General features: G+C 71.4%; 30 protein-coding genes and 1 tRNA gene. 19 read left to right on the top strand and 12 right to left on the bottom strand.

Annotated features, from left to right (window positions below):
• The first annotated feature begins 19 nt into the window (after positions 1 to 19).
• The 9 genes from argF to CFT82_RS08310 all read left to right on the top strand — a co-directional run bounded on the left by argF (position 20) and on the right by CFT82_RS08310 (position 7,851).
• Positions 20 to 946 (top strand): ornithine carbamoyltransferase, encoded by a 927-nt coding sequence (gene argF, locus CFT82_RS08350; RefSeq protein ID WP_088818609.1) that lies wholly within the window; start codon positions 20 to 22, stop codon positions 944 to 946.
• A complete protein-coding gene (locus CFT82_RS08345) occupies positions 943 to 1,545 on the top strand; it encodes an arginine repressor (protein ID WP_088818608.1) in 603 nt (200 codons plus the stop codon). The genes argF and CFT82_RS08345 overlap by 4 nt, the downstream gene beginning before the upstream one ends.
• The gene (gene argG / locus CFT82_RS08340) at positions 1,542 to 2,975 is read left to right on the top strand and encodes an argininosuccinate synthase (protein ID WP_088818607.1); all 1,434 of its coding nucleotides are present in this window, start codon (positions 1,542 to 1,544) and stop codon (positions 2,973 to 2,975) included. Before CFT82_RS08345 ends, argG begins: the two co-directional genes overlap by 4 nt.
• Positions 2,975 to 4,411 carry an argininosuccinate lyase gene (argH, locus tag CFT82_RS08335; RefSeq protein ID WP_200815101.1) on the top strand — a complete coding sequence of 479 codons (1,437 nt, stop codon included), beginning with the start codon at positions 2,975 to 2,977 and terminating at the stop codon, positions 4,409 to 4,411. Before argG ends, argH begins: the two co-directional genes overlap by 1 nt.
• A gap of 13 nt (positions 4,412 to 4,424) precedes the next feature.
• Complete coding sequence (locus CFT82_RS08330; protein ID WP_088818606.1) at positions 4,425 to 4,745, top strand: nucleotidyltransferase family protein; 321 nt, start codon at positions 4,425 to 4,427, stop codon at positions 4,743 to 4,745.
• Positions 4,742 to 5,071 carry a HepT-like ribonuclease domain-containing protein gene (locus CFT82_RS08325; RefSeq protein ID WP_088818605.1) on the top strand — a complete coding sequence of 110 codons (330 nt, stop codon included), beginning with the start codon at positions 4,742 to 4,744 and terminating at the stop codon, positions 5,069 to 5,071. Before CFT82_RS08330 ends, CFT82_RS08325 begins: the two co-directional genes overlap by 4 nt.
• The gene (locus CFT82_RS08320; protein ID WP_088818604.1) at positions 5,058 to 5,696 is read left to right on the top strand and encodes a nucleotidyltransferase domain-containing protein; all 639 of its coding nucleotides are present in this window, start codon (positions 5,058 to 5,060) and stop codon (positions 5,694 to 5,696) included. The genes CFT82_RS08325 and CFT82_RS08320 overlap by 14 nt, the downstream gene beginning before the upstream one ends.
• Before the next feature lie 127 nt (positions 5,697 to 5,823).
• Positions 5,824 to 7,023 carry a glycine C-acetyltransferase gene (locus CFT82_RS08315; protein ID WP_088818603.1) on the top strand — a complete coding sequence of 400 codons (1,200 nt, stop codon included), beginning with the start codon at positions 5,824 to 5,826 and terminating at the stop codon, positions 7,021 to 7,023.
• 6 nt (positions 7,024 to 7,029) lie between these two features.
• Positions 7,030 to 7,851: a protein phosphatase 2C domain-containing protein gene (locus tag CFT82_RS08310; RefSeq protein ID WP_015778995.1), complete on the top strand. Its 822-nt coding sequence runs from the start codon at positions 7,030 to 7,032 to the stop codon at positions 7,849 to 7,851.
• Positions 7,852 to 8,018: 167 nt separating this feature from the next.
• On the opposite strand, the gene CFT82_RS08305 is transcribed toward CFT82_RS08310, so the two are convergent.
• Positions 8,019 to 8,300 carry a DUF3618 domain-containing protein gene (locus tag CFT82_RS08305; RefSeq protein WP_088818602.1) on the bottom strand — a complete coding sequence of 94 codons (282 nt, stop codon included), beginning with the start codon at positions 8,298 to 8,300 and terminating at the stop codon, positions 8,019 to 8,021.
• Positions 8,301 to 8,363: 63 nt separating this feature from the next.
• Here CFT82_RS08305 and bcp point away from each other — a divergent pair, with 63 nt between their 5' ends.
• The 3 genes from bcp to CFT82_RS08290 all read left to right on the top strand — a co-directional run bounded on the left by bcp (position 8,364) and on the right by CFT82_RS08290 (position 9,415).
• On the top strand, positions 8,364 to 8,852 hold the full coding sequence (gene bcp / locus CFT82_RS08300) for a thioredoxin-dependent thiol peroxidase (RefSeq protein WP_088818601.1): 489 nt from the start codon (positions 8,364 to 8,366) through the stop codon (positions 8,850 to 8,852).
• A 7-nt stretch (positions 8,853 to 8,859) separates the two neighbouring features.
• Positions 8,860 to 9,306 (top strand): LSm family protein, encoded by a 447-nt coding sequence (locus CFT82_RS08295; RefSeq protein ID WP_015778992.1) that lies wholly within the window; start codon positions 8,860 to 8,862, stop codon positions 9,304 to 9,306.
• A gap of 26 nt (positions 9,307 to 9,332) precedes the next feature.
• Positions 9,333 to 9,415, top strand: a tRNA-Leu gene (locus tag CFT82_RS08290).
• 10 nt (positions 9,416 to 9,425) lie between these two features.
• On the opposite strand, the gene CFT82_RS08285 is transcribed toward CFT82_RS08290, so the two are convergent.
• A complete protein-coding gene (locus CFT82_RS08285; RefSeq protein ID WP_088818600.1) occupies positions 9,426 to 10,511 on the bottom strand; it encodes an endonuclease/exonuclease/phosphatase family protein in 1,086 nt (361 codons plus the stop codon).
• 301 nt (positions 10,512 to 10,812) lie between these two features.
• Here CFT82_RS08285 and CFT82_RS08280 point away from each other — a divergent pair, with 301 nt between their 5' ends.
• Positions 10,813 to 12,309, top strand: coding sequence for an alanine/glycine:cation symporter family protein (locus CFT82_RS08280; RefSeq protein WP_088818599.1), 1,497 nt, complete (start codon positions 10,813 to 10,815; stop codon positions 12,307 to 12,309).
• Here the strand turns inward: CFT82_RS08280 and CFT82_RS08275 are convergent.
• Entirely contained in the window at positions 12,300 to 13,466 is a 1,167-nt protein-coding gene (locus CFT82_RS08275; protein WP_088818598.1) for an aminotransferase class I/II-fold pyridoxal phosphate-dependent enzyme, read from the bottom strand. The genes CFT82_RS08280 and CFT82_RS08275 overlap by 10 nt on opposite strands.
• 313 nt (positions 13,467 to 13,779) lie before the next feature.
• Here CFT82_RS08275 and CFT82_RS08270 point away from each other — a divergent pair, with 313 nt between their 5' ends.
• The 3 genes from CFT82_RS08270 (at position 13,780) to CFT82_RS08260 (ending at position 16,122) form a co-directional block, all read left to right on the top strand.
• The gene (locus tag CFT82_RS08270) at positions 13,780 to 14,193 is read left to right on the top strand and encodes a hypothetical protein (RefSeq protein WP_088818597.1); all 414 of its coding nucleotides are present in this window, start codon (positions 13,780 to 13,782) and stop codon (positions 14,191 to 14,193) included.
• 223 nt (positions 14,194 to 14,416) lie between these two features.
• The gene (locus CFT82_RS08265) at positions 14,417 to 15,706 is read left to right on the top strand and encodes a DUF3238 domain-containing protein (RefSeq protein ID WP_088818596.1); all 1,290 of its coding nucleotides are present in this window, start codon (positions 14,417 to 14,419) and stop codon (positions 15,704 to 15,706) included.
• 41 nt (positions 15,707 to 15,747) lie between these two features.
• Positions 15,748 to 16,122 carry a hypothetical protein gene (locus tag CFT82_RS08260; RefSeq protein WP_088818595.1) on the top strand — a complete coding sequence of 125 codons (375 nt, stop codon included), beginning with the start codon at positions 15,748 to 15,750 and terminating at the stop codon, positions 16,120 to 16,122.
• Between the two features lie 25 nt (positions 16,123 to 16,147).
• Here CFT82_RS08260 and CFT82_RS08255 read toward each other — a convergent pair whose 3' ends face one another.
• The 7 genes from CFT82_RS08255 to CFT82_RS08225 form a co-directional block, all read right to left on the bottom strand.
• Positions 16,148 to 16,855 carry a non-canonical purine NTP pyrophosphatase gene (locus CFT82_RS08255; RefSeq protein WP_088818594.1) on the bottom strand — a complete coding sequence of 236 codons (708 nt, stop codon included), beginning with the start codon at positions 16,853 to 16,855 and terminating at the stop codon, positions 16,148 to 16,150.
• Entirely contained in the window at positions 16,855 to 17,661 is an 807-nt protein-coding gene (gene rph / locus CFT82_RS08250) for a ribonuclease PH (RefSeq protein ID WP_088818593.1), read from the bottom strand. The genes CFT82_RS08255 and rph overlap by 1 nt, the downstream gene beginning before the upstream one ends.
• Before the next feature lie 99 nt (positions 17,662 to 17,760).
• Positions 17,761 to 18,576 carry an MBL fold metallo-hydrolase gene (locus CFT82_RS08245; protein ID WP_088818592.1) on the bottom strand — a complete coding sequence of 272 codons (816 nt, stop codon included), beginning with the start codon at positions 18,574 to 18,576 and terminating at the stop codon, positions 17,761 to 17,763.
• Positions 18,573 to 19,391 (bottom strand): glutamate racemase, encoded by an 819-nt coding sequence (gene murI / locus CFT82_RS08240; RefSeq protein WP_088818591.1) that lies wholly within the window; start codon positions 19,389 to 19,391, stop codon positions 18,573 to 18,575. The genes CFT82_RS08245 and murI overlap by 4 nt, the downstream gene beginning before the upstream one ends.
• Before the next feature lie 186 nt (positions 19,392 to 19,577).
• On the bottom strand, positions 19,578 to 20,357 hold the full coding sequence (locus CFT82_RS08235; RefSeq protein ID WP_088818590.1) for a fumarylacetoacetate hydrolase family protein: 780 nt from the start codon (positions 20,355 to 20,357) through the stop codon (positions 19,578 to 19,580).
• Positions 20,358 to 20,495: 138 nt separating this feature from the next.
• Positions 20,496 to 20,966: an HIT family protein gene (locus CFT82_RS08230; protein ID WP_088818589.1), complete on the bottom strand. Its 471-nt coding sequence runs from the start codon at positions 20,964 to 20,966 to the stop codon at positions 20,496 to 20,498.
• 5 nt (positions 20,967 to 20,971) lie between these two features.
• Positions 20,972 to 21,955 (bottom strand): helix-turn-helix transcriptional regulator, encoded by a 984-nt coding sequence (locus CFT82_RS08225; RefSeq protein ID WP_159461894.1) that lies wholly within the window; start codon positions 21,953 to 21,955, stop codon positions 20,972 to 20,974.
• Positions 21,956 to 22,043: 88 nt separating this feature from the next.
• On the opposite strand from CFT82_RS08225, the gene CFT82_RS08220 reads away from it, so the two are divergent.
• Positions 22,044 to 22,409: a VOC family protein gene (locus tag CFT82_RS08220; protein WP_088818587.1), complete on the top strand. Its 366-nt coding sequence runs from the start codon at positions 22,044 to 22,046 to the stop codon at positions 22,407 to 22,409.
• A gap of 69 nt (positions 22,410 to 22,478) precedes the next feature.
• Positions 22,479 to 23,465: an IS481 family transposase gene (locus CFT82_RS08215; protein ID WP_088818586.1), complete on the top strand. Its 987-nt coding sequence runs from the start codon at positions 22,479 to 22,481 to the stop codon at positions 23,463 to 23,465.
• Here CFT82_RS08215 and CFT82_RS11750 read toward each other — a convergent pair.
• Both CFT82_RS11750 and CFT82_RS08210 read right to left on the bottom strand, forming a co-directional pair.
• Positions 23,430 to 23,588, bottom strand: a complete 159-nt coding sequence (locus CFT82_RS11750) for a hypothetical protein (protein ID WP_159461893.1) — start codon at positions 23,586 to 23,588, stop codon at positions 23,430 to 23,432. The genes CFT82_RS08215 and CFT82_RS11750 overlap by 36 nt on opposite strands.
• 90 nt (positions 23,589 to 23,678) lie before the next feature.
• Entirely contained in the window at positions 23,679 to 24,305 is a 627-nt protein-coding gene (locus CFT82_RS08210; protein ID WP_088818585.1) for a M23 family metallopeptidase, read from the bottom strand.
• Positions 24,306 to 24,362: 57 nt separating this feature from the next.
• Between CFT82_RS08210 and CFT82_RS08205 the strand changes: the two genes are divergently transcribed.
• Positions 24,363 to 25,295, top strand: a complete 933-nt coding sequence (locus CFT82_RS08205; RefSeq protein ID WP_088818584.1) for a 3-methyladenine DNA glycosylase — start codon at positions 24,363 to 24,365, stop codon at positions 25,293 to 25,295.
• Positions 25,296 to 25,349: the final 54 nt, after the last annotated feature.

Genomic DNA, 25,349 nt, shown 5'->3' with positions numbered 1-25,349 from the left:
ATGCGTATGGTCACCCGTCATGACCCGCCACCTCCTGCGCGATGACGACCTCTCGCCGGCCGAGCAGGCCGAGATCCTCGCCCTGGCCGCCCGCTACAAGGCCGCCCCGTACGAGCACCACCCGCTGGCCGGCCCGGTGACCGTGGCCACCATCTACGACCGACCCACCCTGCGCACCCAGCTCTCCTTCGCCGCCGGCGTGGCCGAGCTCGGCGGGCACGAGTTCGCCATCGACGCCGGCCTGGCCGCCGCCGGGACCCGGGAGTCGATCGCCGACGTCGCCCGCGTGGTGGGCCGCCAGGCCGGGATCCTCGTCTGGCGCACCCCGGAGCAGGCCGACCTGGAGGAGATGGCCGAGCACGCCGGCATCCCGGTCGTCAACGCCCTCTCCGACGACTTCCACCCCTGCCAGCTCCTCGCCGACCTGCAGACCATCGCCGAGCACAAGGGGACCCTGGCCGGCCTGACCGTGACCTTCCTCGGCGACGCCGGGTGCAACATGGGCCACTCCTGGGTGCTCGCCGGCGCCACCGCCGGGGTCCACCTGCGCCTCTCCGGCCCGGCCGGGCACGGTGTCGACCCCGAGATCCTGGCCCGGGGCCGGGAGATCGCCGGGACGACCGGCGGCAGCGTCGAGCTCGTGGACGACCCGGTGGCCGCCGTGCAGGGCGCCGACGTCGTCATCACCGACACCTGGGTGTCGATGGGCCGGGAGGAGGAGCGGGCCGAGCGCCTGGCGACCTTCGGCCCGTGGTCCCTCACCCCCGAGCTGCTCGCCCACGCCGCGGACGCCATCGTCCTGCACTGCCTGCCGGCCTACCGGGGCCTGGAGATCGCCGCCGAGGTGATCGACGGCCCGCAGAGCGTGGTCTGGGACGAGGCCGAGAACCGCCGCCACGCGCAGAAGGCCCTGCTGGCCTGGCTCTGGGAGCGGAGGAGCGCGTGAGCACCACTCCCCCGACCAAGCAGGCCCGGCAGCGACGGATCGTGGAGGTGCTAGAGCAGCACCTCGTGCACTCGCAGACCGAGCTCGCCGAGCTGCTGGCCACCCACGGCGTCAAGGTCACCCAGGCCACCCTCTCCCGCGACCTCGTGGAGCTGGACGCCTACAAGGTGCGCCACGCCTCCGGTTCGCTGGTCTACGCGGTGCCCGGCGAGGGGGGTGACCGCACCCCCACCCTGGCCCGGGAGACCGAGGCCGCCCTGGCGCAGCTGCGTCGTCTGTGCGGAGAGCTCCTCGTGAGCGCCGACCACAGCGGCAACCAAGTGGTGCTCCGCACTCCCCCGGGCGCCGCCCAGTACCTCGCGAGCGCCTTCGACCGGGCCGGCCTGGAGGACGTGCTCGGCACCATCGCCGGGGACGACACGGTGCTGCTCATCAGCCGCGACCCGGAGGGCGGCGCCGCCCTGGCCGAGCGCTGCCTGGCCCTCGGCGAGGGCCCCGGCGTCCCGGTCCGGCGACGCGACAGCACCCTCCCGCACTCCCCCACCTCGACCTCGAACACCGCCCCCATCACCACGACGAGCAAGGAGCACAACGCATGAGCAAGGTCCTGACCACCCTCCCGGCCGGCGAGCGCGTCGGCATCGCCTTCTCCGGCGGCCTCGACACCTCCGTCGCCGTCGCCTGGATGCGCGAGAAGGGCGCCGTGCCCTGCACCTACACCGCGGACCTCGGCCAGTACGACGAGGACGACATCGCCGGCGTGCCCGCCCGCGCCGAGCAGTACGGGGCGGAGATCGCCCGCTCGGTGGACTGCCGGGCCGCCCTCGTGGAGGAGGGCTTCGCCGCGCTGGCCTGCGGGGCCTTCCACATCCGCTCCGGTGGTCGCACCTACTTCAACACCACCCCCATCGGCCGCGCCGTGACCGGCACCCTGCTGGTCCGGGCCATGCAGGAGGACGGTGTCGACATCTGGGGCGACGGCTCCACCTTCAAGGGCAACGACATCGAACGCTTCTACCGGTACGGGCTCATGACCAACCCGAACCTGCGCATCTACAAGCCCTGGCTGGACGCGGAGTTCGTCGAGGAGCTGGGCGGCCGCGCCGAGATGAGCGAGTGGCTCACCGCCCGGGACCTGCCCTACCGGGACTCCCAGGAGAAGGCCTACTCCACCGACGCCAACATCTGGGGCGCCACCCACGAGGCCAAGAGCCTGGAGCACCTGGACGTCCCGCTGGAGACGGTGGAGCCGATCATGGGCGTGCGCTTCTGGGACCCGGAGGTGGAGATCGAGACCGAGGACGTCACGGTGCGCTTCGAGGCCGGCCGCCCGGTCGCGATCAACGGGCAGAGCCTGACCCCGGTGGAGCTGGTGCTGGAGGCCAACCAGATCGGCGGCCGCCACGGGCTGGGCATGAGCGACCAGATCGAGAACCGGATCATCGAGGCCAAGTCCCGCGGCATCTACGAGGCCCCCGGCATGGCCCTGCTCTTCGCCGCCTACGAGCGCCTGCTCAACGCAGTGCACAACGAGGACACCATCGCCAGCTACCACGCCGACGGCCGGCGCCTGGGCCGCCTGCTGTACGAGGGGCGCTGGCTGGACCCGCAGGCGCTCATGATCCGGGAGGCGCAGCAGCGCTGGGTGGCCTCCCTGGTGACCGGTGAGGTGACGCTCCGGCTGCGGCGCGGGGAGGACTACACGATCCTCGACACCCGCGGCGAGAACTTCTCGTACCACCCGGACAAGCTCTCCATGGAGCGCACGGAGAACGCCGCCTTCGGCCCGATGGACCGGATCGGCCAGCTCACGATGCGGAACCTGGACATCGCCGACTCCCGCTCCGTGCTGGAGCGGTACGCCCTGCAGCCCGACGACCAGGGCCACGTGGCGGTGCAGCAGGGCAACCTGCTGGGCACCCTGGAGCCCGGTGGCGGGGAGCAGATCTCCCGGAACACCGCCGTGGGCGATGTCGACGAGATCGACGACGCCCTGGACGCCGCCGCGATGGAGTTCGGGGCCGACTGATGAGCGAGGACACCATGACGCAGAAGCAGGCCACCAACACCGGCTCCCTGTGGGGCGGGCGCTTCGCCAGCGGGCCCAGCCCGGAGCTGCAGGCACTCTCCTGCAGCACCCACTTCGACTGGCGGCTGGTCCCCTACGACCTCGCCGGCTCCCGGGCCCACGCCCGGGCCCTGCACGCCGCCGGGCTGCTCGACGAGGCCACGCACACCGAGCTGCAGCGCGGACTGGACGTGCTGGGAGCCCGCTTCGCCGCCGGGGAGCTGCACCCGGACCCGACCGACGAGGACGTGCACGGCGCCCTGGAGAGGCTGCTGCTGGAGGAGGTCGGCCCGGAGGTGGGTGGCCGCCTGCGGGCCGGGCGCTCCCGGAACGACCAGGTGGCCACGCTCTTCCGGATGTTCCTCCGGGAGCACGCCCGCGTCATCGCCGGGCAGGTGCTGGACCTCGTCGAGGCCCTCCTGGACCAGGCCGAGCGGCACCTGGGGGCCCCGATGCCGGGCCGCACCCACCTGCAGTCGGCCCAGCCGGTGCTGCTCTCCCACGCCCTGCTGGCCCACGCCTGGCCGCTGCTGCGGGACGTGGAACGCCTGCGGGACTGGGACGCCCGGACCGACTTCTCCCCCTACGGCGGCGGTGCGCTGGCCGGGGCCTCGCTGGGGCTGGACGCCGGGGCGATCGCCGCCGAGCTGGGCTTCACGGCCACCTGCGCCAACTCGATCGACGGCACGGCGAGCCGGGACTTCGCGGCCGAGCTCGCCTTCGTCACCGCGATGATCGGGGTCGACCTCTCGCGGCTCTCGGAGGAGATCATCCTGTGGGCCACCAAGGAGTTCGGCATCGCGCGGCTGCACGACTCGTGGTCGACCGGGTCGAGCATCATGCCGCAGAAGAAGAACCCGGACATCGCCGAGCTGGCCCGCGGCAAGGCCGGGCGGCTGGTGGGCGACCTCACCGGGCTGCTCACCACGCTCAAGGGGTTGCCGCTGGCCTACAACCGGGACCTGCAGGAGGACAAGGAGCCGGTCTTCGACGCGGTGGACACCCTGGAGGTGCTGCTGCCGGCCTTCGCCGGGCAGGTGGCCACGCTGGAGTTCGACACCGGGCGGATGGCCGAGCTGGCCGGGCAGGGCTTCTCGCTGGCCACCGACGTGGCCGAGTGGCTGGTGCGTCAGCAGGTGCCCTTCCGTGAGGCCCACGAGATCGCCGGGGCCTGCGTGCGGCTCTGCGAGGAGCGCGGCATCGAGCTGGACGAGATGACCGACGCAGACCTGGCCGGCATCGACGAGCGGCTCACCCCCGCGGTGCGCGAGGTGCTCTCCGTGGCCGGGTCGATCGACTCCCGCGACGGGGTCGGCGGCACCGCGACCGCACGGGTGGCCGAGCAGCTCGGCGCGGCCCACGTGGCGCTGGTCGGCCACCGGGAGTGGCTCGGCTGAGTACGCTGACCACATGTCGGTCGTCACGGTTGAGAGCGAGGCCCTGCGGGACCTCCTGCGCGCTCACCGTCTCGTGATCGACCAGCTCCTCCACCGCTATGGCGCGACGCACCCGCGACTCATCGGGTCGGTCTCGCGCGGGGATGCCACGGCCGCCAGCGACATCGATCTGATGGTTGATCTCCTGCCGGGCCACGGGAACCCCCTGTTCAGGGTCGCTGGGCTGAGCGAGGAGCTGACGGAGGCTCTGGGTCACCGGGTGGACGTCGTGACTCCCGACCTCCTGCGGGAGAACGTGTCCCTCACCGCGCTCCGCGACGCCCGACCGCTGTGAGCAGGAGCCCGGACGAGCGGTTCGCCGACATCCTCGCTGCCGTCGAGCGCTGCCGCGCCTACGCCCCACACCTCCGCGACAAGGACCTCGGGGCGATGGCACGTGATGCGATCCTCCGGAATCTAGCCGTCATCGGCGAGGCCGTCAGGGCACTCCCGCAGGAATCCAAGGACGCCGCCCCAGAGGTTCCCTGGGCTTCCATCGCCGGCCTCCGGAACGTCGTGACCCACGAGTACTTCCGCGTCGACCCCCATCTCGTGGAAGACATCGTCGAGCACCATCTGGATCGTCTTGCCGAGGCACTTTCTGCCCATGGACGAAGCTGAGCTCCTCGCCTGGTACGGCGACTGGACTCGTCGGGCACCCCGGGACATCGCCGCTCTGTTCGAGGGCTACGGCGGATCCTGGTGGGTGGCCGGCGGCTGGGCGATCCAGGCGTTCAGCGGGGTCGAGCGAGCGCACGGCGACATCGACCCCAGCGCACTGGCTGCGGAGCTCCCCGCGCTCCGCCGGCACCTGAGCGCGCAGGGCTACCACGCGTGGTGCGCCGTCGGCGGTGCGCTGCACCCGCTCCTGCCCGAGGCGTCACCCGACAGCGGACCCGAGGTGCTGCCCGCAGGGTGCGGACAGCTCTGGCTGCGCAGGGACGCCCAGAGCCCGTGGGAGTACGACCTGCTCCTCTCCCCCGGCACACCCGAGGAGTGGGTGTACAAGCGGGACGACCGGATTCGGGTGCCGGTGACGGACGCGCTGTGGGAGCGCGATGGCGTGCGCTACCTGCAGCCCCACCTACAGCTGCTGCTCAAGGCCCCGGGCGACCGGCCCAAGGACCGCGCCGACCTGGCCGCCTGCCTCCCCCGGCTGAGCGGCGCCCAGCGCAGGTGGCTCCGCGACGCGTTGGCCCTGGCCCACCCCGACCACCCGTGGCTGGAGCAGGTCACCGCCGGGTGACCACAGCCTCGCCGGCGGGCCCGCACCGATGCGGCGCAGATGGCTGTTCGCGAGCACCTCGGCGAGCCATCTGTGCCGCATCGATGCAGGCAACTCACCACCCACCACACCTGACACACTGGCCGACATGTATGCGTTCCAGGACGACCTGAACTCCGAGCTCACCGAGATCAAGGACGCCGGACTGTGGAAGGCCGAGCGCGAGCTCACCTCCCCGCAGTCGGCCCACGTGACCACCAAGAAGGCCGAGGCGCTGAACTTCTGCGCCAACAACTACCTCGGCCTGGCCGACCACCCGGAGGTGGTCGCCGCCGGCAAGGAGGCCCTCGACCAGTGGGGCTTCGGCATGGCCTCGGTCCGCTTCATCTGCGGCACCCAGACCCTTCACACCGAGCTGGAGCAGCGCATCGCCGAGTACGTCGGCTGCGAGGACGCGATCCTCTACGCCTCCTGCTTCGACGCCAACGGCGGCTTCTTCGAGGTCCTCTGCGGCAAGGAGGACGCGATCGTCTCCGACGCCCTCAACCACGCCAGCATCATCGACGGCGTGCGCCTCTCCAAGGCGATGCGCTTCCGCTACGCCAACCGCGACATGGACGACCTGCGCGCCCAGCTGCAGGCCGCCCAGGAGGCCGGTGCCCGCCGCACCGTCGTCGTCACCGACGGCGTGTTCTCCATGGACGGCTACTACGCCCCGCTGCCGGAGATCTGCGACTTGGCCGAGGAGTTCGGCGCCCTGGTCGTGGTCGACGACTCGCACGCCACCGGCTTCACCGGTGAGAAGGGCCGCGGCACCCCGGAGAAGTTCGACGTCATCGACCGCGTGGACGTCGTGACCGGCACCTTCGGCAAGGCCCTCGGCGGCGCCTCCGGTGGCTTCGTCGCCGGCCCGAAGGAGATCGTGGCCATGCTCAAGCAGCGCTCCCGCCCGTACCTGTTCAGCAACGCCGTGGCCCCCAGCACCGCCGCCGGCTCGCTGAAGGCCCTGGAGCTCGTGCAGCAGTCCGACGACCTGCGCCGCCAGCTCCAGACCAACGCGCAGCTCTTCCGGGAGCTCATGACCGAGGCCGGCTTCGAGCTGCTCGAGGGCAGTCACCCGATCATCCCGGTGATGTTCCCCGGCGAGGACGGCGCCCGCCAGGCCGGCCTCATCGCCGAGGAGCTCCTCGAGCGCGGCGTGTACGTCACGCCCTTCTCCTACCCGGTGGTGCCCAAGGGCGAGGCGCGCATCCGCGTCCAGCTCTCGGCCGCCCACTCCGAGGAGGACGTCCGCACCTGCGTGCAGGCCTTCGCCGACGCCCGCGACGCCGTCGCCGCCCGGGGCTGACCACCCGTGGCCATCGACCCGCGCATGCTCGGCGCCCCCTCCCCCGAGGTGGGTGCCTCCTCCGGTGCCCCGCTGGAGCCCGGTGAGCTGATCCGGTGGGCGGCGCACACGCAGATCCCGTGCCAGGACGCCGTCGCCCAGCGGGGCGGCGTGCTCGCCCTGGCCGACGGGGCCGGCGTGGGGCCGGCGGCGCGCCCCGGCTGCGAGCACGAGGTGGACTGGTTCAGCCAGCGCCTCGTCGACGCCGTGGTCGACCACCTCTCCCCCGCCGACGCGCTCGGGCCGGTGGTCGGGGAGCCGGTGGGTCTGCGCGAGGCGGTGGCCCACGGCATCGAGGCGGTGCGGGCCGCCCACCCGCAGTGCGACGCGGACACCGGCCCGTGGTCCACGCTCACGATGGCCCGCGTGGTCGGTGACGAGCTGGAATTCCTCGCCCTGTGCGACTCCAGCCTGATCGTGGAGTTCGTCGACGGCCAGGTGCTGCAGGTCATCGACGACCGGCTCGACGGTGTGAACGCCCCCGGCGCCAGCATGAACGCGCCGGGCGGGTGGTGGTCGGCGCGCGGTGACGTGCGGGCGGCCGAGGAGGCCCGCACCGGGTCCTTCCCGCTGGCCGACGTGCGACGGGCCTGGCTGGCCAGCGACGGGGCCACCCGGCCGCTGGAGACCTGGCACCAGTACGACGCCGCCGAGTGGGCCCGCCGGGCCGCGGAGGACACCTTGGCCCTGGCGCACTCCATCCGGACCCACGAGACGGAGACCGCGGCCGAGATGACCGCGGCAGGTCGCAAGGCGCACGACGACCTCACCATCCTGCGCGTGGTCTGAGCGGGAGCCGGTCCGCGGGCCGCACCGGGCGCGCCGCGCACAGCAGACGCCGGAGGCCCACCCCCATCGAGGGGGTGGGCCTCCGGCGTCGGTGCTCCGCGTGGACGGTCGATTCCGAGGTGCTGGGCCGTCCGGACGGAGCGTGCCCCCATCGGGGGCCGGGGAGATCAGCCCTTGTAGAACAGGCGGCGCAGCAGGCCGAGGGTGAAGAGGGCGGCGCCAGCGCCACCCAGACCCTTGGCGATGAGGTCGCCCTTGAGCTCTCCCTCGTGGTCGTACATGGTCTCGGTGAACTTCACCTGCGCGTCCTCCTTGGCGCGCTTGGTGAGCTCCTTCGGGTGAGCGCGGTAGACGAGCTCGTCCACGTCCCCGGCCAGACGCACGCGCGCCGAATCGAGGTCGCGGGTGATCTGCTCGACGGAGCGGGTGTCCTTCTGCTTCTGGGCCACGTGATTGCCTTTCCTCGGGAAGTCCCTGAAACTCTAACGCAGACGCGACGAACAGGAGCAGCGATGAGCATCCGCCTCGAGACCGGCGACCAGGCCCCCGAGTTCACCCTCCCGAGCAGCGAGGGCGGGGAGCTCTCCCTGTCCGACCTGCGCGGACGCAAGGTGGTGCTCTTCGTGTACCCCGCCGCCTCCACCCCAGGCTGCACCACGGAGGCCTGTGACTTCCGTGACAACGCCGCCGCGCTGGCCGAGGCCGGGTACACCGTGCTGGGTCTGAGCAAGGACACCGTGGAGAAGAACGCGAAGTTCGCCGAGAAGCACGAGCTGGGCTACCCGCTGCTCAGCGACCCGGAGCTGGAGACCCTGAAGGCCTACGGGGCGTACGGGGAGAAGAAGAACTACGGCAAGGTCGTGCAGGGCGTCATCCGCAGCACCTTCGTCATCGACGAGGAGGGTGTCATCGAGCACGCCCGGTACAACGTGCGCGCCAAGGGCCACGTGGCCAGCCTGGGGAAGAACCAGCTGAAGCTGCCGCTGACCAGCGCCGTCTGAGGCCGGCGTGACACCGACCTCCCGCCGTCTCCTGCTCCTGTCCGGCCCGGCGGCCGTGGCCATGCTGCTCACGGGATGCAGCCAGCACTCCGACGCCGAGCGCGCGGAGATCAGCGCCGTGGTGGAGCGCCGGGTCTCCGCCTTGCCCAGGCTGGAGAAGGTGCGGGTCACCTTCCTGGACGGCTTCGACGCGGGATACGCCCTGCAGGTCTCCGCCGTCCGCCCGGCCACCTCCTCCGGGCAGCTCGTGGACGCCGTGCGGGAGGTGCTGCGGGTGCTGGTGGCGGTGGCCGAGGAGCACGGGCTGGGCGACGATCTCCACCTGCTCGTCACCGTGTTCGACGCCCCGCAGTCCGACGGCGGGACGGAGCTGCCGCCGGCCGACCAGACGGACCTCCTGGGCGTTGGGGCCGGATTCCGCCTCGCGACGGTGCGCCAGCACCTGGAGTCCTAGGCCGCATCCGGCACAATGACCGGCGCGCGCGAGTGGTGGAACTGGCAGACACGCAGGATTTAGGTTCCTGTGCTCCGGCGTGCGGGTTCGAGTCCCGCCTCGCGCACCAGCCCCCGGGATCAGCCGGGGAAGCGGACCGTCGTGGCGTAGGCCAGGTGGTCGGACCCGGAGAGCCGAAGGGCCTGGCACGAGAGCACCTCGGCCCCCTCGGAGACGAGCACGTGGTCGATGGCGCTGCGCCCCCAGGCGGGCCAGTCGCTCGGCCAGGTGCCCTCGGCCCGACCACACTCCCGCGCGGTGTCCACCAGGCCCTCCAGCCGGGCCATGCCCCCGTGGCGCGGGGTGGCGTTGAGGTCGCCGGCCAGGAGCACCGGCCCGGTGGTGGCCGCCTGCTCCGCCTCGGCCAGCGAACGGGAGAGGTCATCCCGCCAGGTGCCCATGAAGCCGGGCACCGGAGGCGCGTAGTGCACACCGAGCAGGACCGGGTAGCCCGCGGCCCGCGGCTCCAGCCGCAGGTTGCCCAGCATCGAGGGTTCGGTCCGGGCGCTGCGGTACTCGGGCAACCCGTCGCGCAGGAGCACCGAGGTCTGCTCGACCCCCTCGCCCATCGGCTGGTCCCGCCCCTCGGGGCCGTGCGAGACCACGGTGCCCGGCCACCCGGCGGCGTCCACCGCGCGCTGGGCCCGCTCCGGTGAGGTCTCCGGCAGCACGACCGCGTCTGGCTGGAAGCGCCCCTCCAGCTCGTCCAGGTCCTCACCGGTGAGGGTCATGAGGCTGTTGTAGGTCACCACCGAGAGGGTCGAGCCGTCGGAGGCCTCCTGGCCGATGGTGGGCAGCACCTCGGGCGAGTGGACCCTGGTCCACGGCGGCCCGTCCGGGTGGGCCACGAACCCGGTCCCGGCGAGGAGACCGGGGACGGCCGCCAGGGCGAATGCGGAGGCCAGGGGGCCGCCTCCGCAGCGGCGCACCAGCAGGGCCGCCCCGAGCACCAGGGCACTGACCAGGAGCACCCCGACCCCCAGCGGCACCGGGAAGGCGATGGCCTGCGCCACCCCCGGCTGCACGGTGGCCCGCCGGGAGAGCGCCAGGTCAGGGGCCCAGGCAAGCACCGCCAGCAGGAGCGCCCCCAGACCGCACACCAGGGCCAGGACACCCCCGAGCACCTGACCGGGAGTGACCCGTCCCACGTCCGTCCGCCACGCCATCTCTCCCCCCTCGCCTGCTGGCACCCGGATGCTAGCAGCGGAACGGAGCGCGCCCCCACGAATCCGCCACCGCCCTGCGCCGGGCCACGCCCCGCCCCGACACGCCGAGGCGGCGCCATCCGGCGGAAAGTCCTCACCCGGCGTGGATCTGCGGTGAGGGAGCCGGGCACCGGAAGACCTCCGGCCGCGGGCTCCGACGACCCGGAGATGTCCGGCGGGGTGCACCCCGGCACTTTCGGGGCGGGTGCGACCCGGGCCCCCTCCCCCTACGCTCGAGCGCACCCCACGAAAGGCGCTGCCCATGGAGACCTTGCTCACCCGGGCCAACGAGCTGCTCTGGTCCACCCCCATGATCGCCCTCATCCTGGCCCTCGGGCTGGGGTTGAGCGTCGCTCTGGCCCTCCCGCAGATCCGTCGCTTCCCGGACATGATCTCGGCCCTCGTCCACGGCGCCGACTCCCGCCGCGGACTGTCCTCCTTCCAGTCCTTCGCCGTCGCCCTGGGCGGCCGCGTCGGCGTCGGCAACATCGTGGGTGTGGCCACGGCGATCCACTTCGGTGGCCCCGGTGCCGTCTTCTGGATGTGGGTGACCGCCTTCCTCGGCGCCACCGTCGCCATCGCCGAGAGCTCCCTGGCCCAGGTGTGGAAGCGGGAGATCAACGGCGAGTACCGCGGTGGCCCGTCCTACTACATCGAGCAGGGGCTGGGCTGGAAGTGGCTGGCCGTGCTCTACGCGGTGGGCACGATCTTCGCGACGACCATCACCGGCCCGTCGATCCAGTCGTTCAGCATCGCCGACTCCAACCTCGCCGCGTTCAGCATCCCGATGTGGGTCAGCGGCGCCGTGGTGGCCGTGCTCTTCTGCCTGGTGGCCTTCGGGGGCATGCACCGCCTGGGGCGCGTCACCGAGATGATGGTCCCCTTCATGGCCGCCGCCTACATCCTCGTGGGGCTGGCCATGATGGCGGTGCGCTGGGAGGACGTGCCCTCCATGTTCGCGCTGATCTTCCGCAGCGCCTTCGGGGGCGAGGCCCTCTTCGGCGGCATGATGGGCGCGGTCATCATGTGGGGCGTCAAGCGCGCCATCTACTCCTCCGAGGTAGGCACGGGTTCGGCGGCCCAGGCCTCGGCGGCCGCGGAGGTCTCCCACCCGGTGAAGCAGGGCCTGGCGCAGGGCTTCTCCGCGTACGTGGACACCCTCCTGGTCTGCACCATCACCGCGCTGATGATCCTGCTCACGAAGAGCTACAGCGTCGCCGACCCCTCCGGGACCCTGCTGGTGGACTTCATGCCCGGCCAGAACCCGGGGGCCAACTACACGCAGGCGGCGATCGATACCGTCTTCCCCGGCTTCGGGGCGGGCTTCGTGGCGGTGGCGATGTTCTTCTTCGCCTTCACGACGCTGCTCTCCTTCGGCTTCTACGCCGAGACCAACGTCTCCTACCTGCTCAAGGACCACCACTGGCAGCCGGCCGCGATCGCGGTCGCCCGGATCCTCCTGGCCGTCTCGATCGTGCTCGGCTCGCTGCGCAGCTCGGAGACCGCCTGGGCCTGGGCGGACCTGGGCCTGGGCTTCTACACCTGGGTGAACCTCATCGCCCTGGTGCTGCTCAGCCCGGTGGTGGTGCGGGTCTTCCGTGACTACGACCGGCAGCGCAAGGAGGGCCTGGACCCGGTCTTCGACCCGCGCGCGATCGGCATCGACAACGCCCCGGTCTGGGACGAGATCGGTGCCCGCTACCGCGCGGAGCACGAGGACGCGGGCACCGGGTCCAGGGTGGAGCGCGCTCAGCCCTGACGCTCGGCCCAGGCCGCGAGCCGCCGGACGCCCTCGGTGATGCTCTCCTCGGGCTTGCAGAAGCCGAAGCGCACCAGGGTGGGGGCGTGCGCGGGGTCGGAGCAGAAGGCCTGCACCGGCACCCCCACCACACCGGCCTCGTCGGGAATGGCCCGGCACCAGGCCAGAGCGTCGGTCACGCCGAGCGGGGCCGCGTCGGCGATGACGAAGTACCCCGCCGGCGGGGTCTCGCAGGTGAAGCCGACCCCGCGCAGGCCCTCCACGAGCAGGTCGCGGCGGCGCTGGTGGGTGGCGGCCAGCTCGGTGAAGACCGCGTCGGGCAGGGCCAGGCCCTTCGCGACGGCGGGCTGCAGCGGGGTGCCGACGCCGAAGGTGGTGAACTGCTTGACCTTGGCCACGGCGTCGACCAGCGGCTGCGGGCCGTGCACCCAGCCGACCTTCCACCCGGTCACCGCGAAGGTCTTGCCGGCCGAGGAGACGGTGAGGGTCCGCTCGGCGCACTCCGGCACCATCGCCGGGCCGAGGTGGGCTCCGCCGTCGTAGACGAGGTGCTCGTAGACCTCGTCGGAGAGGATCACCGCGTCGTGCCGCTCGGCCAGCCGGCCGATGGCGGCGAGCTCCTCCCGGGTGAGCTGCGCACCGGTGGGGTTGTGCGGGGTGTTGACGACGACCATCGCGGTGCGCTCGGAGAACGCGGCCTCGAGCGCGTCGAGGTCGAGCTCGCAGCCGGGCAGGGTCAGCGGCACGGGGCGGACCACTCCCCCGGCCAGCGCGACGGCGGCGGCGTAGGAGTCGTAGGCCGGCTCGATGACGACGACCTCCTCACCCGACTCCACGAGGGCGAGGATCGAGGCGGTGAGGGCCTCGGTGGCACCAACGGTGACGAGCACCTGCGCCGGGTCGACGGCCAGGCCGTGGAAGCGCTGCTGGTGGGCGGCGATCGCCTCGCGGAGCTCGGGCACGCCGAGGAAGGGCGGGTACTGGTTGCGGCCGTCGAGCATCGCCTCGTGCGCCCACTGGACGAGCTCCGGCGGGGTACCGGAGTCGGGGGCGCCCTGGCCGAGGTTCACAGCATCGGCCGCGACGGCGCGCTGGGTCATCTCGGCGAAGATCGAGGTGCCGAAGGGCTGCATGCGGGCGACGAGGGGTGTGTCCATGCCCCACCCTTGCACGTCGCTCCGCCGCAGTCACCCGGCAGGGTCACCGTCCTCGGTGGATCCCACCGTGAGAGAACGGTGATCCTGAACGAGGACGGTGAGTGCGCGCACCCGCGGCCTCGCTCAGCCAAGCGGCGGACCAGCTCACGGGTGGCGCGGCCGCGACACCCCGCCCACACAGGGGCCCAAGGGCATCCCCCGGGTGGAGATCCCACAGACACCGCTGCCCCTAGATTGCTCCCATCCGCGCCGAGAGTGCGCCCGCGAGAAGGACGGCCATGCTTCCCCACACGACGGCATACGAGCTCACCTGATGGCCACATCGCAGAACAGCCACCCCCGGGACCTGGGGCTGGACATCCGCAGTGCCTTCCTCGCGCTCGGCCTCATGGTTGCCACACTCGACACGGACAAGTCCCGGTGGATCGCCCTGGTGCACCTGATGTGGGTCTCCCTCATCACCACGGCCGTAGTGCTTGTCTGGCGTGCACTGGTGCGCCGCGACGGCTGGGGTGGGGGCGTCGCAGCCGCGTTCCTCGCTATCCCGGTGGTCCTCGTGGTTCTGGTCCTGGTGCTGCTGCGCCTGTGGCCACTCCCGCCCGACTCCCTCGGCACCTTCGGGTGGTACCTCCCGGGGGCCACCGCCCTGCTGTGCCCGCTGCTCGCAATCGGCCGACGCCCACTGTGGACCCACCCCGACGGAGAGCCGCTCCCGGACGCCCCTTGAGGAACGTGGTGGCCCCGTGACGCGATCACGTCACGGGGCCGCCACGCCTCACCACTCAGCCGCGGGCGGCCAGGAGGCGGGCCAGTTCCCGGGGGCGCGTCCGCGACACCCCGCCCACACAGGGACCTGACGGCATCCCCCCCCGGGTGGAGATCCCCAGTGATCCTGCGGCCCTACTGTTCCATCACCGGCGCCGACGGTGCGCCCCATCTTGAGGATGATCATGCTGCCGAACAACATCCTGCGGTCATTGACCGCAACCGCTCTCGTCGCCGGCTCGCTGACCGGGCTGAGCCTCCCTGCCAGAGCGGCCGAGGAGGGTGTGTCTGCCACCTACTCCGGCGATGAGGTGCACATCACGGTGGACGGTCGTCCGGTGACGATCCTCTCCACCGACAGCTCCGATCCGCTGGTGCGCACCATGGTGCTCCAGGACGCAGACGGTCACCGGTACCAGGCCACCGAATACCTCGCAGAGGCCGACGCGGCCGTCGCCCTCGACAGCAGAGCGGACAGTGCCCAAACGGTGAAGGAGGCCGAGACCGCCGGTTTCTCCACGGAGAAGGCCGACACGATCACCGACAGTCGTTCCGACCAAGTCACGTACACCGGCAGCACGACCGTCCGGCCAGCGCTCGCGCCGGTGGCAACCCTCGTGGAGGGAACCGACCGCACGGTCCTGGCCATGCCCACGACCTCCACCGCAGGAACCGTCGTCACCAAGAATGGGGAACCCATCGGCACGGTGTCGGAAGACGGCTCGGTCGTCGACGACGACCCGAGCCTGCTGGCCACCGACAGCTACGAGTTCACGATCGAAACCCCTAACGGGGAGATGCAGTCAGTCACCATCAACGACGCCGCCTCAACGGCTGCCCTCAACGGCGCCATGTACACGTCCTACAAGACCTACATCCCGGGCCCGCGGGCTTCAGTCCCCATCGGCACTTTGTGCAACCTTCGCTGGACCGCGGGAAAAGTCTGGTTCAAGGGAGACAACCGTTCCTGGGTCTGGGGTCACAACCAGACCGCGCGGTCACGCACAGCAGCCCTCGTGGTTGCCGACTGGCGCAACGGCAAGCGGGAGGTGACCCTCACACGGCGCGTGAACCCCACCGTGCGCTATGCCGACGGCACCAGCACCCGCCCCGTCGCCTCGGCGACCGCCAGCCCACAGGGAATGTACCTGCGCGCCGTCGCCATCAACAGCAGGTCGGCTCAGTTCACCCTCAAGCACAAGATCGGTAACCCCCTGTGCTTCTCGGCGGGTCCCATCACCTATCAGCTGCGCGCAACCGTCTACCGCAACGGGAGCGCCAGCTACTACGGACACTCCATCGACGTCCCTCGTCACGAGGTCTATGCCATGAGCGACCGTCGAGGCACATGGCGCAAGGTGAAGCAGCGGTCTTCTACGAGTTTCATGTGCCTGAGTGCCCCCCAAGTTATCTCACCTGTGACGAGGTGCCCGGGACAACGAGCTTGGTCCGCGTACTTCAACAAGACCATCTGATGGGCGGTATCTCACAGGACGGGCATCCCCGAGACGTAGGGTTGGACATCCGCAGCGCGCTGCTGGCACTGGGTCTGCTGGTCGCACTCCTCGAGACGGTCTGGTACGAGTGGATCGGGGCGCTCCACGTGCTGTGGGTGTCGCTCATCACCTTCGGGGTGGTGCACTGCTGGCGCGTCCTGGTGCGGCGCGACGGGTGGGGTGGCGGGGTCGGCGCAGCCTTCTTGGCCCTCCCGGTCCTGTTCGTCATCGTGCTGCTGGTGTGGCTCCACTTGTGGCCCATCCCGGAGAACGGATTCGGCCTCTTCGGGACCTACCTCCCGGGGGCCACCGCCCTGCTGTGCCCGCTGCTCGCGATCGGCCGACGCCCGCAGTGGACCCACCCCGAGGGAGAGCCGCTCCCGGACGCCCCTTGAGGAACGCTGCGGCCCCGTGACGCGATCACGTCACGGGGCCGCACCGCCTCACCCCCCAGGCCCGCTCGGCCAGAAGGCGGGCCAGCTCACGGGTGGCGCGGCCGCGGTGGCTGATGGCGCTCTTCACCTCGGCGGGCAGCTCGGCGCTGCTCACCGGCCCCTGCACCGGGATGAAGCGCGCCTCGGCCAGCTCCTGGCTCGCCACGGCGAACACCGGGTCGTAGCCGAAACCGTTCTCCCCCTGGGGCGCTCGCAGGATGGAACCGTGCATCTCACCGCGCGCGGTGAGCTCGGAGCCCTGGGGATCGACATAGCTCATGACGCAGGCAAAGTGCGCCCCGCGGGCCTCGTCGGGCACGTCGGAGAGCTGGGCCAGCAGGAGCGCGTTGTTGTCGGCGTCCTTCGCCGCGCCCGGACCCTGGCCGGTGGAGTCCACAAGCCCGCCCGACCAGCGTGCCGAGAAGATGCCCGGCGCCCCGCCGAGCACGTCCACACACAGCCCCGAGTCGTCCGCGATGGCGGGCAGCCCGGTGAGCTCGCAGGCGGCCCGCGCCTTGAGCAGCGAGTTCGCCTCGAAGGAGGTGCCGTCCTCCACCACGTCCGGCGCATCCGGAGCCACGTCGGCCAGGGTCACCACCTCCACGCCACCGGGCAGCACCTCACTGAGGATCCGCTGCAGCTCCGGCACCTTGCCAGCGTTCCGAGTCGCCAGGACGATGCGGCGCGCGGCCATCAGGCGTCCATCTTGGGCGTCTCGCCGGAGGCCACCACGAGGCGCTCCCCCGCCTCGAGGCCCAGCGCGGCCTGCTGGGCGGCGGCCAACGTGGCGCAGCCACCCTCGGCCAGGTCGAGCAGCTCGTTGAGCAGCACCCGGTCGAAGGTCTGCCCCTCGGCCGTCCCCTGCACCTCCACCAGGTCCCCCGACCCGGTCATGACGATGTTCATGTCTGCCCCGGCAGTGGAGTCCTCCGGGTAGTCCAGGTCGAGCACCGGACGCCCGTCCACGATGCCGACGCTGATGGCCTGAACCGCGTCCCGCAGCACCTGCGCGTCGGCGGGGATGTCCCCTGACGCCTTGCCAGCAGTCACCGCATCGGCCAGGGCGATCCACGCCCCGGTGATGGCCGCGGTGCGGGTGCCGCCGTCAGCCTGCACCACGTCGCAGTCGATGACGATGGTGTTCTCCCCCAGCGCGGCGGTGTCCACGGCCGCCCGCAGCGCGCGGCCCAGCAGGCGCGAGATCTCCTGCGTGCGGCCCTTCACCTTGCCCTTCACGGACTCACGGTCGCTGCGGGTGTGCGTGGCCGCCGGGAGCATCGCGTACTCGCCGGTCACCCAGCCAGTGCCCTGGCCCTTGAGCCAGCGCGGCACGCCGGGCTGGAAGGAGGCGGCGCACAGCACGCGGGTGCGGCCGAACTCCACGAGCACCGACCCGGCCGCGTGGTCCAGCCAGCCGCGGGTGATGCGCACCTCCCGGAGCTGGTCGGGGGTGCGGCCGTCGTGGCGGGGGGCGGTGGACTCGACGCTGTGCTGGCTCATGGGGTCCAGCCTACGGAGCGCCGCCCCGAGCGGGCGGGCTGGCCCGGGACGGCCCACGCCGGGGCAGCCCAGGACGGGACAAGCCCACGCAGGATCCCCTCAGACGGACACGGCCCGGGTGGTCGGGCAGGGCTCCCCGTCGACCTCCTCGAGGTCCAACATGAGCCCCGGCATAGCTAGGTGGAGCGGCCCGGTCCAGATGCCGCGGGCCTCCCCCATCGCCGCGCCCTGGTCGTTCCACGGCGGGATGTGCGTGAGGACCAGCTCGCGCACCCCACCGGCGCGCAGGGCAGCCTGCGCGGCCCGGCGCCCCGTGAGGTGGATGCCCTCGGCGCTGTCCCGACCCTCCACGAACGCCGCATCGGCCAGCACCAGGTGGGCGTCGCGGAGCAGCTCGTCGAGCGCCGGGGTGTCGTCGGTGTCCCCCGTGAAGGCCAGCGTGTGTCCGCCGGCGGTCACCCGGACCCCGTAGGCGTCGCCCGGGTGGTTCACCCGGCGCCAGAGGAGCTCGAAGGGCCCGATCCGGGTGGTGTGCCCGTCGGTGACCGGGTGGAAGTCCATCGCGGTGCGCAGCGTGCCGCCGTCGTGCACCCCGTAGGCACGGTCGATGTGGGCGGCCAGGTCGGCCGGGCCGTGCACGTCGATCCGCTCCGGGTGCGGCTGGTGCGGATCGTACGTGTGCATGACGTACAGCCCGCACAGGTCGATGCAGTGGTCCGGGTGCAGGTGGCTGATGACGTACGCGTCCACCTCGGTGGGGTCGCAGTAGTTCTGCAGCTGGCCCAGGGCACCGGAGCCCAGGTCCAGGACGATCCGCCAGGTGCGCTCCCCCTCGCGGTGCTCCACGAGATAGCAGGAGGCCGCGGACCGGGGGCCGGAGAAGCTGCCGGAGCAGCCGACGACGCGCACCCTCATGCCACACCTCCCGTCGGGTCGGCCAGCCGCGAGGTGTTCTCGGTGCGCACCTCCGGGCCCAGGAAACGCCGCGCCAGGGCGGAGAACTGCCCCGGGTCACCGGTGGTGAGGAAGGAGTGGGTGGGCTCGTGGTCGTCCCCGGCGAGGTCACCCGCCTCGGCGAGCTCGCGCAGCAGCTCGGCGGCGGTCTCCTCGGCCGAGGACACGAGCGAGACCTCCGGGCCCATCTCGTAGGCGATGACACCGCGCAGGAGCGGGTAGTGGGTGCAGCCCATGATGAGCGTGTCCACGCCCGCCTCCTTGAGCGGCGTGAGGTACTCCGTGGCCGCGGCGAAGACCTGCGGGCCGGAGACCGTGCCGGACTCGACGAACTCCACGAAACGGGGGCAGGGCTGCGACTCGAGCGTCACCGACGGAACGGCGGCGAAGGCGTCCCGGTAGGCCCCGGAGGTGTGGGTGGCCTGCGTGGAGATCACGCCCACCCGGCCGGTGCGGGTGATCCCGGCGGCACGTCGGGCCGCGGGGCGGATCACCTCGATGACGGGCACGTCGTAGCGCTCCCGGGCGTCGTGGAGGACGGCCGCCGAGGCGGAGTTGCAGGCGATGACCAGGGCCTTGACGCCCCGCTCCATGAGGGCGTCCAGCGAGTCCAGGGCGAGCCGGCGCACCTCCGCGATCGGGCGTGGCCCGTAGGGCGTGTGCAACGTGTCGCCGAGGTACACCGTCGACTCGTGCGGGAGATGGTCGATGACCGCCCGCGCGACCGTCAGTCCCCCCAGGCCGGAGTCGAAGATACCGATGGGAGCCGTGGACATGCCCGGAAGGTTATGCCGGACCGTGGGGGATTTCCCGGACCCACCCCCGAGAATCGGCTCCAGACCGTGCGTTCGTGATCAAACCCACACGGTGCGCGGAGGCTTCGTGACCTCGTCGTGACCTCGCGGTACGCAGGGATCCGGCAGGGCCCCCACGGCCCGTCCGGGTCTCGGGAGGAATCGGTCTCAGGCCTCCGCGTCGACGAAGGGGTTGGCCAGGCGCCCGATGCCCTGGATGGACACCTCGACCCGCTGGCCGGCGGTCACCGGTCCCACGCCGGCCGGGGTGCCGGTGAGGATCACGTCTCCGGGCAGCAGGGTGAACGCCTTGGAGACGTGGGAGATGATGCGCGGCACGTCGAAGACCATGTCGGCGGTGCGGCCGTCCTGGACGATCTCGCCGTCGAGGCGCGTGCGGACCACAAGGTCGGCGGTCTCCAGCTCGGTCTCGATCCACGGGCCGAGCGGGCAGAAGGTGTCCATGCCCTTGGCGCGCGCCCACTGGCCGTCGGCCTTCTGCAGGTCGCGGGCGGTCACGTCGTTGGCGCAGGTGTAGCCGAAGGTGACGCTGCGGGCGTCCTCGGGCTCCACGTCCTTGCACATGCGGCCGATGATGACCGCCAGCTCCCCCTCGTAGGAGATCTCCCGGGCGAAGGACGGGATGACCACCGGGTCGCCGGGGCCGCAGACCGCCGTGTTCGGGACGAGGAAGAGGCCCGGCTCGGCATCGACCTCGTTGCCCAGCTCGGCGGCGTGGTCGGCGTAGTTGCGGCGGACACCGATCACCTTGGAGCGCGGGATGACCGGGGAGAGGAGGCGGACGTCCTCGGTGGCCAGGGTGGCTCCGGTCAGCTCGATGGGCATGTAGAGCGGGTCGCCGGTGATCTCGGCGATCTTCGCCCCCTCCCCGTCCATCAGGCCGAAGCGGGGCTCGTCGGAGTCGTCAGTGAACCGGCAGATGCGCATGGGTGGAGTCTACGAGCGCGGGTCGGGGCGGTCCGACCCGCTGCACCGCCCACGAACATCACCTGACGCGCACCACGGTCACCGGTTCTGGTGATGGTGGCGTGCCTCAGGTGACCGGCTCCAGCGGGAGAGCCACGCTCAGGCGGTGAGGTCCTCTCCCCCGCCGGCGGCCATGGCGGCGGCGACCAGGCGGATGTTCTCGGCCTGCAGCTCCGGCTCCAGCGGGGGCAGCACGTCGTCCCAGTAGGCGAGATTGACGCCGCGGGCCCGCATCATGCCGGCGGGGCGGGCCAGGGCGTGCAGGTGCAGGTGCGCCGAGCCGTCGTTCCAGCGGCCGAAGTGGCAGCGCGCCACCCCCGGGACCTCCTTGACCGCGTTGGAGATCCGCTGCATCAGCGGCCCCAGGGCGGCCAGCACCTCCAGCGGGGCGTCCTCCAGCAGCACGTGCTCCCGGGGGGCGAAGCCGCCGAGGAAGGGCAACCCGGTGGGCAGGCCCCCCGAGCGGAGCTGCCACAGGTCGTCCTGCCAGATGGTGCTGGGGTCGGGGCGACAGTGCCAGCACTCCGCAGGATCGGTCTCGCCGGAACGCGGCCGCTCCGGAACGAGCATCTCCTCTAGGTGTACTGATCGGGGACGTTGGTTGAGCTGTTCGAGGAGTGGGCCTGCATGATCTGGGCGGCGACGTCGTGGAACCGGGTGACCGCTTCAACCGGACTCAGGATGCGGATGTGGTCGCCGAACTGGAGGAGTTGCCGGACCGATTCGACGTCGGGATAGCGGACGGTGATAGTGGTCCACTCTTCGTCGGTGTTGGTGATGTTGGCGATGCGGGTTCCGAGAATTCGCTGAGCCAGGTCCAGGCGGGTTGAGCGCAGCAGCGCGTGCACTTCGATACCGGGTGCCGACTGGAAGTCGGTCAGCAGATCCCACCACACCGAGCGGAGATCGCAGTCCGCTCGCAGTACCGCGGTATCCGTGAGGGCCTCGCGATCTTCGATGCGGGTTGTGTTAAACATGTGGGGTTTCCCGTTGACGTCGGCGACGAGGTACCAGGAGCCGGCCTTGTTCACGAGCCCGTAGGGGTCGGAGGTGAGCCACTGTCCAGTGGTCTCTCCGCTGTGTCGGTAGCGCAGGCGGATGCGTCGCCGTTCCCGCGCGGCGGCCAGCAGATCGGTCAGGTCAAGCTCCCGGCCGGTCGTGAACCACCCTGACGGATCGATGAGAAGCACCTCGGACAAGTGCGAGCGGGTGGGCACCTGCCCTCTCGTAGCAACGGCCGTCAGCTTCTCCTGGGCGCTGGCGTTGACTGCCTGCAGCCCGACCTGCTCGAGAAGGTTGGCGTCCAGACCCGCGACGGTCAGCAACTGCAGCTCGGCCGGATCGAGGCGCGCCACGTCCAGCCGGGACCGACGGTCCAGCACAATCGCACCGCCCCGGCCCTGCTCGGTGTGGACCGGCACGCCGGCGGCTGACAGGGCCTCGACGTCACGCAGGATCGTGCGCGGTGACACCTCAAACCGGCGGGCCAGCTCCTTGCTCGTCATCCGTTCATGGGTCTGCAGAAGCAGCAGGATCGACAACAGCCGCGAGGACTTCATGGCCCGATCCTCACACAAAACATGACAGAAGGTGTCGTCTTTGGCTGGTCGGATGAGGCCACCTGATCCACCGATCCGAGGAGACATCATGTCGGCACCCAACCTGTTCCTGATCTACGTCAGCGACGCCGAACGGTCCACCGCCTTCTACAGCGACCTGTTCGATATCGAGCCCACTTTCACCAGCCCGCGCTACGTCGCCTTCGAGGTGGCGCCCGGGGTGCTGTTCGCCATCTGGACCGGCGGCAACGAGAACACCACCCCAGACACGCCTCGTACGAGCGAGATTGGACTCATGGTCCCCGGTCCTGCCTCGGCCATCGACCACGTCTACCAGGAGTGGGCCGCGAAGGGCGTACGCATTGTCGAGGAACCCCACGACGACGTGTTCGGTCGCACCTTCGTGATCGCCGACCCCGACGGCAACCTCATCCGAGTCAGCCCCATCGACTGACCCGACAAGAGGCTCCCACGTGGCGGCGAGCACCAGCTCGCCGCCACGACTATGTCTGCACGAGGTTCCATGTCACATCCCAACGCCACTCTCACACCCCGCCACCGCCTCATCGTCGGCCGTCTTGTCGTCGATGACGGCTGGCCGATCAGCGAGGTCGCCGCCCGCTTCCAGGTCTCCTGGCCCACTGTGAAGCGCTGGGCCGACCGCTATCGCGCCGGCCAGTCGATGCAGGACCGCTCGTCACGGCCGCATCACTCGCCGAACAAGACCAACGCGAAGACGATGAAGCGCTGCATCCAGCTCCGTCTCCGTCTTCGAGAAGGACCCGTGCAGCTCGCTTGCCGGCTGGGGATCGCTCCGTCGACGGTTCACCGGATCCTCGTCGACGCGCACCTGAACCGGCTTTCGCATGTCGACCGGGCAACCGGGGAGCCGGTCCGCCGCTACGAGCACGACCACCCCGGGGCGATGCTGCACGTCGACGTGAAGAAGCTCGGCAACATCCCCGACGGCGGCGGCTGGCGCTACGTCGGCCGCCAGCAGGGCGAGAAGAACCGCGCCGCCACCCCGGGCAAGCCCAAGAACAAGTACAGCGACCCGTTGATGGGCAAGGCCTACGTCCACACTGTCATCGACGACCATTCCCGCGTCGCCTACGCCGAGATCCACGACGACGAAACCGCCCTCACCGCCACCGCTGTCCTGGTCCGGGCGGTCGAGTGGTTCAATGCGCGCGGTGTCACGGTCGAGCGGGTCCTGTCCGACAACGGTGGCGCTTACCGGTCGCACATGTGGCGAGACACCTGCGCAGAGCTCGGCATCAAGCACAAGCGCACCAGGCCCTATCGGCCGCAGACCAACGGCAAGATCGAGCGCTTCCACCGCACTCTGGCCGACGGCTGGGCCTACGCCCGCTGCTACACCAGCGAGACCGAACGCCGCGGAGAACTCGACGGCTGGCTACACTACTACAACCACCACCGGCCCCACACAGCCTGCAGCAACCAGCCGCCCTTCTCACGATTGACCAACGTCCCCGGGCAGTACATCTAGGGGCTGGAGCTCCACGCTCGAGAACATGGAGATGCCGCCCTCGGTGAGGGGCGAGGCGTCGTGGACCCGGCCCGGCTCGAGGCGGTCGTGGAAGGGCGAGGAGGCGGGGCGCTGGGAGTCCATGGCGCATCCTGACACGGCTGGAGACTGTCCTCAGGCGGGCAGCAACCCGGTGGACGAGTCCCCGCCTCGCACACAGCGCTGACCGGGTGATCACCCAGCGACGATCTCGCCGTTTCGGGGCATCCGGCCGTGGAGGGTGAATCCCACCGGCCGCGCCGTGCTGGGATCTGGGTCCGTCATCGCCTGGAGGTGGAGGTGCGGCTCGGTGCTGTTGCCAGAGTTCCCGCACCCGGCCACCAGCACTCCGGCGTCCACCCTGTCCCCCGGGCGGACGCGCACGCTGTGCTGTTGCAGATGGCACAGCGCGACGACGGGACCGGCAGCTGCCCGGATGACCACGTGGTTGCCGGCCAGGGCTCCCCACCCGTCGGCAGCTCGACGTCTCTGGGTGAGGGCATACCCCACCGACGGCAGACCGCGGTACGCGGCGTGGTCCTCGAGGTCGGCGGTCACGGAGACCACGGTGCCCTGGCAGGGAGCAAAAACTGCTCGCCCGAACCCCGGGAAGCGCTCCGGGCGTTCCGGGGCGATCCACGTGCGCGGAGTGATCCGCCCGCTGCGCCCACGAGCATCGACGGGCACCAGGTCCACCGACAGTGCGGTGGCGGATGCGGTGGTGCCATGGCTGGGCACGCGATCGGCCGGGCTGTGGCGTACCGTCCACGGGCCTTCCAGCGGGTTCACCAGATCGAGAGGCCGTACCAGCAGCGCGTCCATGAGGCCAGCATCGCAGCCCGGGGGCAGCTCGCCCTGCCCACCTAGAATGCCGGCACGATGCCCGCCTCCCCCGCTCCCCTCACCGTGCTGGACCGCGAGACCTGGTCCGCCCGGGAGGCCGCGCACCACGCCCGGGTCGACGCGATCGCGGACCCGCACCTGGAGCGCCGCCGGCGCGGGGAGAAGCACCCCGTCGAGGACTTCCTGTGGGTGTACTACCGCTGGCGGCCGGCCGAGGTGCGGCGCTGGCACCCCGGCATCGGGGGCGCCCTGGCCGATGCGGGCGAGCGCGCCACGTGGAAGGAGCACCGCCCGCTCACCCCGGCCGAGCGCGAGGCGGCCGGCTGGACGGGGCGTGCGGGAGCCGCCGTCCCGGTGACGGTGGACGTGGCCGCGTTCATGACCCGCCGCGGGCAGGCGGTCGAACGCTGGCACGGCATCCTGCAGGCCACGGCGAACCGGCCGGCGCGGTTCGGGTGCTTCGGCCTGCACGAGTGGGCGATGGTGCACGGCCTCGAGGCGGACGACCGCCGCCACGGCGGGGTCCCGCTGCGGCTGGGGCGCGAGGCGACGGACGCGGTGACCGAGAGCCACACCATCGCGTGCAGCCACTTCGACGCCTACCGGTTCTTCACCGACAGCTCACGGGACCTGAACACCCTGCGGCCCGGGCCCGAGAACCGCACCGCCTTCGAGCAGCCCGGCTGCCTGCACGCGACCATGGACCTCTACAAGGTGGCCGCCACCCTCGGGCCGCTGGTGCCCGGCGAGCTGCTGGTCGACTGCCTGGAGCTGGCCCGCGACGTGCGGGAGCTGGACATGCGCGCCAGCCCGTACGACCTACGGGACTGGGGGTACGAGCCGGTCCGCATCGAGACCCCCGAGGGCAAGGCCGCGTACGTGGCCGCCCAGCGCGGCTTCAGCGAGCGCGGCCAAGCCCTGCGCGCCCGGCTCGTGCAGGTGACGAGCCGGGCGCTGTCACAGGGCTGACCGGCCGCAGGCGTGACGGAGGGCCGGGAGCAGGACCCTCTCCTCGCGTCTGCC

This window comes from Kytococcus aerolatus (assembly GCF_900187395.1).
Taxonomy (GTDB): domain Bacteria; phylum Actinomycetota; class Actinomycetes; order Actinomycetales; family Dermatophilaceae; genus Kytococcus; species Kytococcus aerolatus.
Note: the sequence above shows the minus strand (reverse complement) of the source record. Positions and strands in the feature narration are given on the sequence as shown.

Bases quoted from the DNA above. Each gene is read 5' to 3' on its own strand.
- argF (WP_088818609.1), top strand. From the start codon at position 20: ATGACCCGCCACCTCCTGCGCGATGACGACCTCTCGCCGGCCGAGCAG.
- argG (WP_088818607.1), top strand. From the start codon at position 1,542: ATGAGCAAGGTCCTGACCACCCTCCCGGCCGGCGAGCGCGTCGGCATC.
- argH (WP_200815101.1), top strand. From the start codon at position 2,975: ATGAGCGAGGACACCATGACGCAGAAGCAGGCCACCAACACCGGCTCC.
- CFT82_RS08330 (WP_088818606.1), top strand. From the start codon at position 4,425: ATGTCGGTCGTCACGGTTGAGAGCGAGGCCCTGCGGGACCTCCTGCGC.
- CFT82_RS08320 (WP_088818604.1), top strand. From the start codon at position 5,058: ATGGACGAAGCTGAGCTCCTCGCCTGGTACGGCGACTGGACTCGTCGG.
- CFT82_RS08315 (WP_088818603.1), top strand. From the start codon at position 5,824: ATGTATGCGTTCCAGGACGACCTGAACTCCGAGCTCACCGAGATCAAG.
- bcp (WP_088818601.1), top strand. From the start codon at position 8,364: ATGAGCATCCGCCTCGAGACCGGCGACCAGGCCCCCGAGTTCACCCTC.
- CFT82_RS08285 (WP_088818600.1), bottom strand. From the start codon at position 10,511: ATGGCGTGGCGGACGGACGTGGGACGGGTCACTCCCGGTCAGGTGCTC.
- CFT82_RS08280 (WP_088818599.1), top strand. From the start codon at position 10,813: ATGGAGACCTTGCTCACCCGGGCCAACGAGCTGCTCTGGTCCACCCCC.
- CFT82_RS08275 (WP_088818598.1), bottom strand. From the start codon at position 13,466: ATGGACACACCCCTCGTCGCCCGCATGCAGCCCTTCGGCACCTCGATC.
- CFT82_RS08270 (WP_088818597.1), top strand. From the start codon at position 13,780: ATGGCCACATCGCAGAACAGCCACCCCCGGGACCTGGGGCTGGACATC.
- CFT82_RS08265 (WP_088818596.1), top strand. From the start codon at position 14,417: ATGCTGCCGAACAACATCCTGCGGTCATTGACCGCAACCGCTCTCGTC.
- CFT82_RS08255 (WP_088818594.1), bottom strand. From the start codon at position 16,855: ATGGCCGCGCGCCGCATCGTCCTGGCGACTCGGAACGCTGGCAAGGTG.
- rph (WP_088818593.1), bottom strand. From the start codon at position 17,661: ATGAGCCAGCACAGCGTCGAGTCCACCGCCCCCCGCCACGACGGCCGC.
- CFT82_RS08245 (WP_088818592.1), bottom strand. From the start codon at position 18,576: ATGAGGGTGCGCGTCGTCGGCTGCTCCGGCAGCTTCTCCGGCCCCCGG.
- murI (WP_088818591.1), bottom strand. From the start codon at position 19,391: ATGTCCACGGCTCCCATCGGTATCTTCGACTCCGGCCTGGGGGGACTG.
- CFT82_RS08235 (WP_088818590.1), bottom strand. From the start codon at position 20,357: ATGCGCATCTGCCGGTTCACTGACGACTCCGACGAGCCCCGCTTCGGC.
- CFT82_RS08230 (WP_088818589.1), bottom strand. From the start codon at position 20,966: ATGCTCGTTCCGGAGCGGCCGCGTTCCGGCGAGACCGATCCTGCGGAG.
- CFT82_RS08225 (WP_159461894.1), bottom strand. From the start codon at position 21,955: ATGAAGTCCTCGCGGCTGTTGTCGATCCTGCTGCTTCTGCAGACCCAT.
- CFT82_RS08220 (WP_088818587.1), top strand. From the start codon at position 22,044: ATGTCGGCACCCAACCTGTTCCTGATCTACGTCAGCGACGCCGAACGG.
- CFT82_RS08215 (WP_088818586.1), top strand. From the start codon at position 22,479: ATGTCACATCCCAACGCCACTCTCACACCCCGCCACCGCCTCATCGTC.
- CFT82_RS11750 (WP_159461893.1), bottom strand. From the start codon at position 23,588: ATGGACTCCCAGCGCCCCGCCTCCTCGCCCTTCCACGACCGCCTCGAG.
- CFT82_RS08210 (WP_088818585.1), bottom strand. From the start codon at position 24,305: ATGGACGCGCTGCTGGTACGGCCTCTCGATCTGGTGAACCCGCTGGAA.
- CFT82_RS08205 (WP_088818584.1), top strand. From the start codon at position 24,363: ATGCCCGCCTCCCCCGCTCCCCTCACCGTGCTGGACCGCGAGACCTGG.